Raw genomic sequence first — 13875 nt, 5'->3', positions numbered from 1 at the left:
AGTTTTGAATCGACGGGGGAGACAGGAGAGTACATGAGCAAATACATCATCGGAATCGATCAGTCCACACAGGGTACTAAGGCGCTGCTGGTGGACGAGGGCGGCCATCTGATCCATCGCGCCGACCGCTCGCATCGCCAGATTGTCAACGAGGCCGGCTGGGTGAGCCATGATCCAGCCGAGATCGCCGCCAACGTGCTGGCCGTGGCGCGCGCCGTGGTGGAGGAGACCGGGGTCGATCCGGTCGACGTCGCCGGCATCGGCATCTCCAACCAGCGCGAGACTACCGTTGCCTGGAATCGCACGACGGGCGAGCCGCTGTGCGATGCCGTGGTGTGGCAGTGCGCCCGCGCCCGCGAGCTGTGCGACGAGCTGGCTGCGCGCGAAGGCGTGGCCGAGCTGGTGCGTGACACGACGGGTCTGGTGCTCTCGCCCTACTATCCGGCGGGCAAGATGGCCTGGATCCTCGCGAACGTTCCCGCGGCTGCCGAGGCCGCGGCGGCGGGCGAGCTGTGCCTGGGCACCATCGATGCCTGGGTGGTCTGGACGCTCACGGGCGGCGCGGAGTTCCGCTGCGACTGGTCCAATGCCAGCCGCACGCAGCTTTTTGACCTGCGCCGTGGCTGCTGGAGCGAGCCGGTGTGCGAGGCCTTTGGTGTCAATCCGGCGTGTCTGCCGCAGGTGACCGATTCCGATGGCCTGTTCGGTACAACGGACCTGCGCGGCTTTTTGCCGGCGCCCGTGCCCATTCACGGCGTGCTCGGCGACAGCCATGCCGCCTTGTTTGCCCAGGGCTGCCATAGCCGCGGCATGGCCAAGGCGACCTATGGCACCGGAAGCTCGGTCATGATGAACGTCGGCGACGAGTTCGTCGCCAGCTCGCATGGGCTTTCGAGCTCGCTCGCATGGCGTATGGACGGTGTGACCGAGTATGTTCTCGAGGGCAACGTGAGCTACGCCGGCGCCGTCAAGACGTGGCTGCGCGACGACCTGGAACTCATCAACAATCCCGAGGAAGTCACCGACCTGTGCTACGCCGCCAATCCGGCAAGCCGTGTCTACTTTGTGCCGGCGTTCACTGGCCTGGGCGCGCCGCACTGGGCGAGCGATGCCGAGGGCTGCATCTTTGGCATGACGCGCACCACGGGCCGTGCGGAGTTCGTAAAGGCTGCCGATGAGTCGATCGCCTATCAGATCTTCGACGTCATTGATGCGATGGTCGAGGATTCGGGCGCGGCGTTGGCCGAGCTTCGTGTTGACGGCGGTCCCACGCGCGACGCGTACCTGATGCAGTTTGAGAGCGACTTGGTTGGCTCGCCCATTCGCATCGCGAGCAACGACGAGATGAGCGGTCTGGGCGCGGCCTGGGCCTGCGGCATTGCGCTGGGCATGTACACGCGCGACGTCGTCGACGTCTACGGCGCCCGCGGCATCGTGGAGTCCACCATGTCCGCCGACGAGCGCGCCAAAAAGATCGCCGGCTGGCGCCATGCCGTTGAGGCGACCATCGCGTACACGGCCTAGAATGATTTTTCTGGGGCGGGGATTAAAAACTCATTGACCCCCGTCCTAGGCAGCTCATTTGGGACGGGGCTTTTTTGACTGGTATGATTGGTGCGACCATTCGAACCAGCTAAAAGAGCCCCGTCCCAAATTGACTACCGAGAGGAACTGCCATGGAGCGCATCGCAAGTTTTTCCGTTGACCATCTGCTGCTTGAGCCCGGCGTGTATGTGAGCCGCATCGACCGCGATCCGGCGACCGGCGCCGCCGTCACCACCTTTGACCTGCGCCTGACCACGCCCAACAAGGAGCCAGTCATGAACACGGCCGAGTGCCACACCATCGAGCATCTGGGCGCCACCTTCCTTCGCAACCATGCCGAGTGGTCGAGCCGTATCGTCTACTTTGGGCCCATGGGCTGCCGCACGGGCTTTTACCTCGTCGTTTTTGGTGAGCTGACGAGCGAGGAAATCTTGCCGCTTGTGCGTGAGCTGTTCGAGTTTGTTGCTGGCTTTGAGGGCGATATCCCCGGCGCTGCTCCCGAGGAGTGCGGCAACTACCTGGACCAGAACCTCCCCATGGCCAACTGGCTTGCGCGTCGTTATCTCGACCGCGACCTGGCCGATATCGACGAGAAGCACCTGCACTACCAGCAGGCGTAAGGGCTTTATCGCTCAAAGCGCGCGCATTGGGCGCCTTCGCTTATGCGGGGGCGCCTTTTTGTTGAGTGGTCGGGACGAGCGTTCAAAATCGCTCATGTTTGTTCTAGAATGTTCGTACTGTCACATAAACGAACAGGAGTGAACATGCATATCTATTCTGTCAACGATCCCGAGTTCAAATCCTATGGCAACGTTTGGGATGACGTTCCGTCCGAGCTCACGTCGCCCGTGCTCGAGGCGCTCTCTGCCACGCCCATTCCCGAGGGCAGCAAGTACGTAGCAAGTGCGCCGGAGCTCGAAGACGTCAAGGATGCCGACAAACTGGGCTTTCTCATGTTTGGCGGCCGCCCCTTCCAGCTCGGCTGGTGCAACGGCCACAACACACGCCTCAACTGCCTGGAGTATCACCGCGCCAGCGAGTTTAACCTGGGCGCCCGCGACTTTATCCTGCTCGTGGCGCATCGCTGGGAGATCGAGGACGGCAAGCTCGACACCGCGTGCGTCAAGGCGTTCCGCGTGCCGGCGGGTACGGTCGTCGAAGTCTTCAACACCACGCTCCACTACACGCCATGCATGGTCGACGACGGCGGCTTCCAGGTGATGGTGGCGCTGCCGGCGGGCACCAACGGCCCGCGCCCCGAGGCTGCAGCCGACATGCCTGCCGCCGGTGACAGCTACTGCTACTGGAAGGCCGACAAGTGGGTCCTCTGCCACGCCGACAGCCCCAAGGCGGCCGAGGGCGGTTACGTGGGCCTCATCGGCAAAAACCTCGACATCACCTGCGACTAGGGGCTTCCTGTTTGTCTCGATCTGTAACATCTAGCGGGCTAAATCGTCTCTACCTGTTACAGATTTAGACAAACTGCGGGGGGCTGCCCGAAAATCTCGATCTGTAACACCAAGCCCGGTTTTGGCTGCCTACCTGTTACAGATCGAGACAAACCGTCCCCAACCACCACAAAGGTGCCTGTCCCCTTTGTGGTGGTGTGGGGCGGCGGTATCAGAAAGTGTCAGACGGGGGCGGCTGCGGGGCGCCTGTGCGCGAAAAGAAGTGTCGACCTGCGCCGTTGCCGTTGAGTAGCGCGCTGCTTACGGGGATACTGAAGCCACGACAAACAGCGTGTGAAAGGATTGATGCATGGCTTTCCGTAAAGACTTCCTGTGGGGCGGCGCAACGGCTGCCAACCAGTGCGAGGGTGCCTACGACGTGGACGGCCGCGGCCTGGCCAACGTGGATGTGGCCCCGCACGGCCCCGAGCGCTATGCGGTGGTCTCCGGCCAGCGCAAGATGCTCGACTTCGAGGACGGCTATTACTACCCCGCGCAGACCGGCATCGATTTCTATCACCACTACAAGGAGGACATCGCCCTCTTTGCCGAGATGGGCTTTAAGACCTTCCGCATGAGCCTGGCCTGGACCCGCATCTTCCCCAACGGCGACGAGACTGAGCCCAACGAGGCCGGCCTGGCCTTCTACGAGGACGTGTTCCGCGAGTGTCAGGCGCACGGCATTGAGCCGCTCGTGACCATCACGCACTTCGACTGCCCGATTCACCTCATCAAGGAGTACGGCGGCTGGCGCAACCGCAAGCTCATCGACTTCTACAAGAACCTCGCGACCACGATCTTCACCCGCTACAAGGGCCTGGTAAAGTACTGGCTTACCTTCAACGAGATCAATATGATCTTGCACCTGCCGTTTATGGGTGCCGGTCTGGTCTTTGAAGAGGGCGAGAACAAGGAGGCCGTCGAGTACCTGGCCGCCCACAACGAGCTCGTCGCCAGCGCTTGGGCAACCAAGATCGCTCACGAGATCGACCCTGAGGTCAAGATCGGTTGCATGCTTGCCGCAGGTAGCTACTACCCCTACAGCTGCCGTCCGGGCGATGTGCGCCAGGCGCAGATTGACAACCAGAGCAACTATTTCTTCGTCGACGTTCAGAGCCGCGGCTACTATCCGGCCTATGCCGTCAAGAAGCTCGAGCGTTTGGGCATCGATGTGGGCATGACGGATGAGGACCGCGAGATCCTGGCCGCCAACACCGTCGACTTCATCAGCTTTAGCTACTACAGCACCCGTTGCTCCGCCGGTGCCGATAACCCCGATGTCGAGCGCACCCAGGGCAACGCCTTCGCCGGCGCCAAGAACCCCTACCTGCAGGAGAGCCAGTGGGGCTGGGCCATCGATCCGCTGGGCTTCCGCATCACCCTCAACGACCTGTACGACCGTTATCAGAAGCCGCTGTTTGTGGTCGAGAACGGTCTGGGCGCCAAGGATGTTGTCGAGGAGGATGGCTCCATCAACGACGACTACCGTATCGACTACCTGCGCCAGCATATCGCCGCGATGCGCGATGCGGTGACCGAGGACGGCGTTGACCTGCTGGGCTACACCACCTGGGGTCCGATCGACTTGGTCTCGGCCGGCACGGGCGAGATGTCCAAGCGCTACGGCTTTATCTACGTGGACCGCGACGATGCAGGCAACGGCACCCTCAAGCGTTCCAAGAAGAAGAGCTTCGACTGGTACAAACACGTCATCGAGACGAACGGCGAGGACCTGGCCTAAGGCTTTCCCAACAACCACAGCCTCCTAACCAAAACGCCCGGCGAGCAGTTAATGCCCGCCGGGCGTTTTGTTAAAAGAAGCGAAAGCACTCATTGGGGACGTACTTAAATGAGTGCCCGCAGAATGAGAGTGGATAATCTCCCGTTTTTGGCTTGTTTGTGGGCTCAAAGTGGGAGATTATCCACTCTCGTCATTTGCACTCGTTGGGGACGCACTTAAATGAGTGGCAGCTGGGGACACCCTTTGCCGTCGGCGGATTTTGGGACATGTGGCCCGCTTTTTGGGCCTGCCTGTCGGTACACTAAAGGCACTATGGGTACCCGCGAGCGACATATCGGCCACGCGACCGCCCGATCCGCACCCGTGGCGGATCCCAGGGGCGGCAGGCTCTTCGCCATGCCGCGATTCCTTGTTGGTATAACACATCAGGTGTACCGTCACCGCGTCTTTGCTATCGCCGGCGCCATCACCGTGCTGTTCCTCATGCTTTTGGCAGTCTTGCCGGCGCTGTTTGCCTCCGACCCCAAGCTTTCCAACGCCGTGCTCGCCTATAGCGAGGTGTCCGAAGAGGTCGTGGATGCGCTCGTCCACTCGAGCTCTCTCCCGTTGCTTGTCGCCGCAATTATATTTTCGATCTGGGGTGTATCGGTCTATCTGCGCTGTTTGGACTATGTGTTGCGCCGCCGCCTTGTTGCCGTCGCCACCATCTGCGCCCTCTGGATGATTGAGGTCATCCTCAAATACAAGTCGTTCACACCGTTCTATGCCACCGTGCTGTGGTACCTGTACTACGTGCCCATGACGCTCATTCCGCTGCTCTACCAGCTGTGCGGCCTGCGCCTTGCGGGGCTGGAACAACACCGTGCGGGCCGTCGCTATCGCAGCATCTTGTGGGTCGTGGCCATCCTACTTATCGGTTTTGTGCTCACCAACGATTTCCACCGGCAGGTATTCCACTTTGACCGTGCAAGCGACACCTGGAGCAACGATTACACGTACGGCTGGGGCTATTTCGCCGTCTTAGTGTGGACGGCCTTTAACTTCGTGGCCTTTTTTATCCTGGTGGGCCGGTCCTCGTCCTTTCGCATCCAACGTTTCTCGGGCACGGCGGCGCTTGTTTTGTTGGGTGGTGCGTTCTTTGCCATCTCGTATGCTCTGCGCGTGCCCTGGGCATGGAGGCTCAACTTCTCGCTCGTCTATTGCGTCTTGTGCGTGGTGGCGATGGAAATCTGTCTCGATTGCGGTGTCATTCCGTCATATCACGACATTGCTGGCATCTTCGATACCTTGCCGCTCGACCTCAAAGTTCTAACGCGCGACCTGCAGGAAGTCTATGCCACACCGGTGTCAAAGCCAATGCCGGCGGGCGTGTGCGAAGAGCTGCGGGCCCAGGAACACGGGCATGCCCATGCCTTTGCCGTGGCGTCCGATCCCGATGTGATGTACCGAGCCTTTCCACTGCTGGGCGGATCGGCCCTGCTTGCCCAAGACGTGTCGGAGCTCAACGAGCTCAATCGCGAGCTGGCGCATCGTCGCATGGAGCTGCAGCGCCAAAACGAGCTGCTCGCCGCCGACTACGACCTTAAGACGCATCTGGCAGACCAAGAGGCCGAGACCTTACTGGTCCAAGACGTGGACCAAGCGCTTGCCCGTGCGCTCGAAGGGATGTACGACCTGTTGAGCTCGCTGCCGCCGTTGACCGATGAGGCATCTTCGCACGAGCGTTACCGCATGCTGCAGCGCGCCAAGATGCTCGTCGCCTATTGCAAACGCAAGGGGTCGCTCACGTTGGCACAGCACGGGGAGAGCGGTTTTGACCGCGACCGCATTCAGCTCATCGCCAACGAGCTCGCAAGTGACCTGCGCACCATCGATGTCGATTGCGCCTCGATTATCGCCATACGGCGCCCGATGCACGCCAGTACGGTAAGCGCCCTGTACGACTGCGTGTATGACTTTGCGTTTTTTGCCTACACCACCGACCATCCGGCGCTTATGTATCACTTGGGCGACCATGACCGGTGCAGTGTCGAGCTGCGCGCCACGCTTTTTTCCAACGATGATGAAGATCTTTCGCAGACGCCCGCTGCGCAAGAGCTCGAAAGCGCTCTGCAAGGGCGCAACGTGGCATACCGCCTTGAGGGCGAGCCCGGCCAGCTGCGCATGATCGTCTTGATGCCGAGGGCGGGTGAGTGACGATGCAGATTTCGTTCATCCTTCCCCAAATCGTTGCGCTCGATGTTATCTTTGCCCTGGCTGCGTGTCTGCAGATGATCCACGTCCCGCTCATCGCATCGCGCCGCTCGTCCTATAACCGTAAGGTGATTTGCGCCTACGAGACGAGCCTTGTGCTTCACCTGATGATTTCGGCGCTCATCTTATTCGCGTCGTCTGGCTCGTATCTGGTGGCGCCGCTTGACGTTTGCGCCAGGGCAATGGGCGGAGTGCTGTGGCTCAATGCCGCGATCTTTGCCTATGGCGTGGTCCTTATGGTGCACTATCGTCGCCCTGTCATGCTGGCCGAGCTGCTGCTTGTTGGCGCCGTGACACCGCCGGTGGTTTTTGCCATGGGCTCGGTGTGGGCCGTTGTCCTTATCGCAGAGGGAGCGTTCTTCCTGTTCCGTTCCGTCGCGGCGCTCTTGATGGACGTCCGTAACCGCCAGGAGGATATCACCGCGTTCTCGACGATCGAAACCATCAACGTGATTCCCGTGGGCATCCTGTATCTGGACTCGAGGGGCCGTCCACTGCTCATGAACCGCTGCATGCGCAAAAACCTGGTGGAGCTTCATATGCCCACCGACCTAGGCGATATGAGCGGTACATGGAACGACCTGCGCAAGCTCAGCATGCAAATGCCCGGAGGCGGTAAGAACAGCGTGCGGATCAACCTGGACCGCTTTGGTGAGGCGCGTGCGGTGGTCGAGGTTTCTCCCGCCGAGATTCGCCTGTTTGTGTGCGATGGCGTTATGGTCTCGGGCCGTTCGTTCGAGCGCATAATCGGTCTGGATGTGACAGAGTATGCGCATGCGCATGACCGCCTGGCGCAGGCCAACCACCTGCTTGAGCTTGCGGGCCAAGAGCTCCAGGCCCAGATCGAAGAAGTCAAAAAGGTTGCCGACAATGCGGCCTACCTGCGCATGCGTTCCCGCGTGCACGATGTGATCGGCCAGCGCCTGTCCATCCTCCATCGCTATTTGGAGGAGGGGCGCCTGGATGACGAGTCGCTCGAGCAGATCGACCCGCTGCTGCGCTCAATCGCTGCCGATCTGCGCAGCGGGGGCGACACCGAACCGGCAGAGCAACTGGGCGATATCGTCCATGCCTTTGGCCTGGTGAGCGTGCAGATCGATGTGGAGGGCGCGCTGCCTGAGGACGCGCGTGTCGCCGCCGTCTTTTTGCAGATTATCCGCGAGGCCTCGACCAATGCCACCAAGCATGCGCAGGCGCATCGGGTCCATGTGCGCTTGTGGCAGGAGGGGACGGATGCTGACGCCGTCGCGCACATGACGATTTCTAACGACGGGTCTCCGGCCCCCGTATCGTATCGCGAGGGAACGGGTATCCCAGGTATGAGGCATGTCGCGCAAGATCTGGGTGGCAGCCTAGAGGTCCACGCCACCCCGCCCTTTACGCTTACGGTATCCATTCCGCTTAACGCCAACGACACGTCCCAAAGGAGAAACTCATGATCCGCGCGTTAATCGTCGAAGACCAGGCTATCTTGCGCGAGAGCCTCGCGCGTTCCGTGGGCGACCAGCCCGACATGACCGTTGTCGCCGCGATCGCCGACGCCTCGGATGCCTTGGACGTTGTGCTTAAGGAGCGTCCGGACATGATACTGATGGATGTGTGCACCGAACACGATTCCAACGGCATCGTGGCGGCGGCGCGCATCAAAGAACAACTGCCCGAGTGTCGCGTCATTATCATGACAGGCATGCCCGAGATCACCTTTGTCGATCAGGCCCGCGAGGCGGGCGTCGATAGCTTTGTGTACAAGAACGTCGGTATCGACGAGCTGTTCGCCGTGATGCGCTCCACGTTGGCTGGCTACTGCACGTTTCCCAAGCCGCCCGAGAGCATTTTTTCGGGCACGGCAGCCCTCGACGATGTCGAGCTATCGATTTTGCGCCTTGCCTGCGAGGGCAAAAGTCGTCGCGAGATCGCGGCCGAGCTGTTTATGAGCGAGGGCACCATCAAGCGCCGCATCTCGGAGATCCTGAGCAAGACCGGCTACGACAACATCATGCGCCTGGCCGTGCATGCGGTGACCGAGGGCAGCATCGTTCCCAACATGGAGCGCCCGTAATCGATGCGCTCACCCGTGTTCCGGCACCGCAAAGATAGGCCGCCCACCGTTTCGCATCTAAAAACGGCGGGCGGCCTGCTTGTATGGGCAGTGCTGTCGGCATAAAGCGGCGGGGCCGCAGGATCATCTCCTGCGGCCCCGTCTGGTGTGCGCGGATGTGTCCGCCAATCCGCGGCTGTCGTGGTCTACCGCTACGCGATGGTTACGCTGTAGGAGGCGACGTCCTCGTAGGAATCGGTCAGGTAGGCGTCGATGCCGATGGTCGTGTTGACCAGGTCGTCAAGGCTGTCAAGCTCGCCGCTCGAGAACGTGAATTCCTCGGTGGCGTTGGTGCCGGGCATCAGGTGAGCCGAGAACCAGGGTTCCTTCATGGTGCCGTTGACGTTGGTCTTGCCGGAAGGAGCGTAGAAGGTCAGGTCCTTGTCGCTCTTGTTGGTGATGTTGACGACAAAACCGATGTCGCCCCACTCGTCCTTGAACTTCTCGGTGACGGTGATGGTGCACAGGTCGTCATCGGCAACGGTGACGGCGGGGGAGATTTCAATCTTCTGGACGTCGTCGTCTTCGACGGCCTCGTCGATCTCTTCTTCCTTCTCGGCCGCCTCGCGATCCTTCTTCACCGTGCCGGACAGGTCCTTGTCGGACTTGGTAAAGACAAGATTGCCGTCATCCTCTTCGAGGATGAGCTTGCCGTCCTTGAGCTTCATGTCATGCGACTCGTCTTCGGCGGTGATGGTTACGGTGGTGGCGTCCTTTGCCTCCCATTTAAGGTCGACGACTTCAAGGAACAGGTCGAGGGCACCTGTACCGTCCTCATCGAGAATCAGGACGCAGCGCACACCCCAATCCTCGAGCATCTTCATGTACTCATCGGTCAGTTCTTCGCCCTCCAGGGTTCCACCCGAGAGTTCCCAGCTGCCGACGAAGTTGGCCTTGGGGTCTTTGCCGCCGCCGCTGCAGCCCGTCAGGGCAAAGGCGAGCGCAAGGACGCATGTCAGAAATGCGAGTACGGACTTTTTGAACGTTGTCTTCATGGTGTCCTCCTTTATCGAACGAAACCCATAGAAGCAAATGCGGGGGTGGCGGATCCCCCGCCAATTACCAGATAGAGGGGCTAGGGCCTGGGCGTTCCGCAGTTGCTGCAGAACTTGCCGCCGTTTTCGCTGCCGCAGTTGGGGCAGAACCACTTGGCCGGTGCCGGGGCGGGTGCGGGACTGCCACACTCGGAGCAGAACTTGCCGGTGTTGGTGGCGCCGCAGCTGCAGGTCCATGTGCCGGCCGCGGGAGCAGCGGCGGGAGCCGGTGCGGGAGCGGGTGCCGGAGCCGGCTGCGGGGCGGCCTGCTGCCGTGCTTGGCCGGCGGCGAACAGCTGGCTGGCGTTCATGCCGCCCATGCCACCTGCCATGCCCATGCCCATAAAGCCTGCCATCGCGCCGTTGGGGTTGGCGGCTGCCGCGCGCATTGCGTCGCTCTGGGCGCTGGCAATGTTGGCTGCCGCCATGGTGGGATCGCGCATGACCGCGGCTTTCTGCAGATCCTTGATCATCTGCTCGTCCTCTTGCGAGGCGGCGATGGAGTTGACGCCAAAGCTCACGATCTCGACGCCGCGCAGGTCACGCCAATCGGCAGAGAGGACCTCGTTGAGCGCGCGGGCGAGCTCGGTGGTGTGGCCGGGGATGGCGCTGTAGCGGATGCCCATTTCCGAGATCTTGGCAAAGGCGGGCTGCAGGGCGGTGAGCAGCTCGGACTTAAGCTGGCTGTCGATCTTGTCGCGCGTGTAGCTATCGGTCACGTTGCCGCACACGTTGGTGTAGAACAGCAGCGGGTTGGTGATGCGGTACGAGTACTCGCCGTTGCAGCGCACGGAGATGTCAACGTCCAGGCCAATGTTGTTATCGATCACGCGGAAGGGCACGGGCGAGGCGGTGCCGTACTTGTTGCCGATGATCTCCTTGGTGTTGATGAAGTAGACGCGCTGGTCCTTGCCCGCGTCGCCGCCAAAGGTAAAGCGGCTGCCGATATTGGCGAAGGTCTCCTTGATGGAATCGCCTAGGTTGCCGCTAAAGACGCTCGGCTCGCTGCCGGTATCGAAGACGAACTCACCGGGCTCCAGTGCGACTTCGATGATCTTGCCGTTTTGCACCACGAGCATGCCCTGGCCGTCGTTGACGGCGATGACGGAGCCGTTGGAGATGACGTTGTCCTCGCCGCGCGTGTTGGAGCTGCGGCCACCGGTGCGTTTGCTGCCCTTGCAGGCCAAGACGTCAGCAGGCATCGATTCGCAGTAGATAAATTCCTTCCACTGGTCGGCCATGACGCCGCCGGCAGCTCCCAATCCAGCTTTCAAGAGTCCCATGGTGATCTTCCTTTCTCGTCAAAGGCCGGGTGGTATTGGTTGGATTGCTTAGTCGTCCTTGTCGTCTTTCATGACAACGGTGGTCTCGGTGTGGCTGAAGGTGTCGTGCTTCTCGGTCAGGTCGAGCTCGCCGCAGTACTCGTCGGCGTGGGTGGCCTCGTTGGCCGTCTTGAGCTGGCCTACCAGTAGCACGTCTCCGATAATCACGATGATCAGCGGCGCGATGATGTTGATGAGGATGCCCTCGATATCAAAGGCGAGGTAATCCGGATCGAAGGCGTTCTCGCCCATAAAGAGAATCTGGGAGAGGACAAATCCGATCACAAAGAACAGCACCGAGGCGATGGCGAGCTTGGGCTTGGAACAGGGGAGCTCGCCGACCAAGCGGCCGGTCTGGCCGTTCATGGCAAACAGGTAGCTCTTGCCGTTCCACGAGGTGGAGAGCATCCAGACGGGGAACAGGGCGTAGTCGCTGTCTTCCCAGGTGTAGTCGAGCTGCTTGCTTTCGACCGTGGCATCGTCGTATTCGTCGACGACAGTCTCGCGCAGGGCCGAGATCGTGCTTTCTTCCATACGGCGCTCGGCGCGCGCCTTGCAGGTCTCGCAGTCCTCGTCGTAACGGTTGGCGATGTAGCCGGGCATATATGCGACCGAGAACGGACGCAGCGCGTCGTAGTCAAACGGCTCGATGGCGTCCATGTGGCCGTCGGGCATCTTGGACGATCCGTCGACGGGCACGCGCTTAAACGAGATATTGCCCTTGCGATAGGCATCGTAGTGGTCGGTGGTCGTGACGGTGCGGTCGGATTCCTCGGTCACGGTCTCGTTGGTCGCGTCAAAGTACACTTCGCCGTCCACGCGGGCGCCGTAGAGCCAAAACGGCACGTAGACACCTTGGACCTCGTCGATGTGGTTGCCGGTGACAAAGCTCTTGGGCAGCAAGATCTTGCCCTTGTAGTGTTCCTTGAGTGCGGCTGTGACGTCGTCGTGCCCGAGCTTAAACGGAATCACCAGGTCGGGCGAGAAGTCGCCTGAGAGCTGGCCGGGCGCCACGGCGGAGTTACCGCAGTACGGGCAGGTGGTGACGGCGACGGTGCCGTCGGACACGAGCTCGGCGCCGCACGACGAGCAGATGTAGCCGGCGTTTTGGGCGAGCTCCTGCACCGCGTCGTCGGCGACGGACTTGGGCGTTGCGGCTGCCGCATCGGCTTTGGCGTCGGCCTTGTCCTGGCGCTCGCGATAGAGGGCCTCGACTTCTTCGACTTCAAAGCGTGAGTCACAGTAGTCGCAGACGAGCTTTTGCTCGGCGCTGGCAAAATGCAGGGGGCCACCGCAGGCAGGGCACTGATAGTTAACGCTCTCGAAGGCCATGATCGGTCCTTTCCGTGCCGGAGGCTATGCGCCGATGGCGCCGCCGCAGTATTCGCAGCGCCCACTGGCATCGGGAATGGTGGTTGCACCGCAGAAGGGGCAGGTCACCGCAGTCTTGGGGGCCTTGGCGGCAACGACGCTGTCGCGCGTCTCCTGGTGCAGCTGCACCAGCGCGTCGCGGACCTCGGTTGCCTGGCGCTTGGCCTCGCGGTATTCGATGGAGCCGCGCTGATCGATGGTGGAGTCGTTTACGCGCAGGTTGATCTCGGTAAAGTACGGCGTGTTGACGTGAATGGTCAGATTAAAGTCGTAATCCAGGTCGTAGCGCGGCGGGTTGTAGCTCTCGCGCTCGCCGTCCTCGGTCTCGCGATAGATCTCGGTGCGATGCTCGTCGATATCCATATCGCAGCCGAGTACCTGCGAGAACTCGATGATGTCGGGATTGGCGTCGCGCCAGCGGCTCTGCGAGGTGATGATCAGCAGGCCCGCGTCCTCATCGAGCATGATGTTGGTGCGCCCGGCAGAAAGCGTGCGCGTGGGGTTGAACGACGCCAGGCGCTCGGCGTTGGCCTCGCGGTAGGCGAGTTGCTCACGGATATCGTCCGCGGTGCTGGAGCGATAGCCGTGAAAGTAGGGGGAGAGCTTGCCGGCGCACTCTTTGCACAGGTAGCCTTCATTGATTTTTGTCTTACCTAGAAGTCCCAGCTCGGTACCGCAAATCGCGCACTCTTTCTTCTCGAACATCTTGTCAAAGAAGCCCATGGCTGCCTCCCATCAACTGGTAGCGTGTGTCACTTTTGATGATGGGGGAGTGCGCAGCCTTTCACGATACCCAGACGGCTCAACGAGTCTCCACAACTGGGACACATGGCCCATTTTTCCTACTCATTGGGGACGTACTTAAATGAGTGAAACTACTCATTTAAGTACGTCCCCAATGAGTGCTCGCAGAACGAGAGTGGATAATCTCCCATTTTTGGCCTATGTGCAGGCTCAAAGTGGGAGATTTCCACTCTCGTCATTTGGGTGTCCAAAAATCCCCGCTCGTTTGTGAACTGCGCCCCAATTCTTGGACGGGCTAATAAGCGGCCTACGCCGCACA

Annotated in this window: 11 protein-coding genes; 7 read left to right on the top strand and 4 right to left on the bottom strand. The window is 60.9% G+C overall.

Annotated features, from left to right (window positions below; translation table 11 throughout):
• Window positions 1-33: 33 nt before the first annotated feature.
• From DWV43_RS07855 to DWV43_RS07825, 7 genes are all read left to right on the top strand, one after another.
• On the top strand, window positions 34-1524 hold the full coding sequence (locus DWV43_RS07855; RefSeq protein ID WP_117817873.1) for a glycerol kinase GlpK: 1491 nt from the start codon (window positions 34-36) through the stop codon (window positions 1522-1524).
• A gap of 152 nt (window positions 1525-1676) precedes the next feature.
• Window positions 1677-2165, top strand: a complete 489-nt coding sequence (locus tag DWV43_RS07850) for an S-ribosylhomocysteine lyase (protein WP_117640520.1) — start codon at window positions 1677-1679, stop codon at window positions 2163-2165.
• A gap of 144 nt (window positions 2166-2309) precedes the next feature.
• Window positions 2310-2954 carry a DUF4867 family protein gene (locus DWV43_RS07845; RefSeq protein WP_117817871.1) on the top strand — a complete coding sequence of 215 codons (645 nt, stop codon included), beginning with the start codon at window positions 2310-2312 and terminating at the stop codon, window positions 2952-2954.
• A gap of 349 nt (window positions 2955-3303) precedes the next feature.
• Window positions 3304-4734 carry a 6-phospho-beta-glucosidase gene (locus tag DWV43_RS07840; RefSeq protein ID WP_117634553.1) on the top strand — a complete coding sequence of 477 codons (1431 nt, stop codon included), beginning with the start codon at window positions 3304-3306 and terminating at the stop codon, window positions 4732-4734.
• A 396-nt stretch (window positions 4735-5130) separates the two neighbouring features.
• Window positions 5131-6930 (top strand): histidine kinase N-terminal 7TM domain-containing protein, encoded by a 1800-nt coding sequence (locus tag DWV43_RS07835; protein ID WP_158569851.1) that lies wholly within the window; start codon window positions 5131-5133, stop codon window positions 6928-6930.
• A gap of 2 nt (window positions 6931-6932) precedes the next feature.
• Window positions 6933-8426: a sensor histidine kinase gene (locus DWV43_RS07830; protein ID WP_369832342.1), complete on the top strand. Its 1494-nt coding sequence runs from the start codon at window positions 6933-6935 to the stop codon at window positions 8424-8426.
• Window positions 8423-9046 carry a response regulator transcription factor gene (locus tag DWV43_RS07825; protein WP_117817865.1) on the top strand — a complete coding sequence of 208 codons (624 nt, stop codon included), beginning with the start codon at window positions 8423-8425 and terminating at the stop codon, window positions 9044-9046. The genes DWV43_RS07830 and DWV43_RS07825 overlap by 4 nt, the downstream gene beginning before the upstream one ends.
• A 191-nt stretch (window positions 9047-9237) precedes the next feature.
• Here DWV43_RS07825 and DWV43_RS07820 read toward each other — a convergent pair whose 3' ends face one another.
• From DWV43_RS07820 to DWV43_RS07805, 4 genes are all read right to left on the bottom strand, one after another.
• A complete protein-coding gene (locus DWV43_RS07820) occupies window positions 9238-10080 on the bottom strand; it encodes a hypothetical protein (RefSeq protein WP_117817863.1) in 843 nt (280 codons plus the stop codon).
• An 80-nt stretch (window positions 10081-10160) separates the two neighbouring features.
• Window positions 10161-11402, bottom strand: coding sequence for an SPFH domain-containing protein (locus DWV43_RS07815; RefSeq protein WP_117817861.1), 1242 nt, complete (start codon window positions 11400-11402; stop codon window positions 10161-10163).
• Between the two features lie 48 nt (window positions 11403-11450).
• Window positions 11451-12773 carry a hypothetical protein gene (locus DWV43_RS07810; RefSeq protein ID WP_117817859.1) on the bottom strand — a complete coding sequence of 441 codons (1323 nt, stop codon included), beginning with the start codon at window positions 12771-12773 and terminating at the stop codon, window positions 11451-11453.
• Between the two features lie 24 nt (window positions 12774-12797).
• Complete coding sequence (locus DWV43_RS07805; protein WP_117817857.1) at window positions 12798-13535, bottom strand: DUF4428 domain-containing protein; 738 nt, start codon at window positions 13533-13535, stop codon at window positions 12798-12800.
• Between the last annotated feature and the right edge of the window lie 340 nt (window positions 13536-13875).

This window comes from Collinsella sp. AF05-9, from assembly GCF_003465595.1.
In the GTDB taxonomy this organism is placed as follows: Bacteria; Actinomycetota; Coriobacteriia; order Coriobacteriales; family Coriobacteriaceae; genus Collinsella.
The sequence above is the reverse complement of the archived record's forward strand: the minus strand, read 5'-3'. Positions and strand labels throughout refer to the sequence as shown.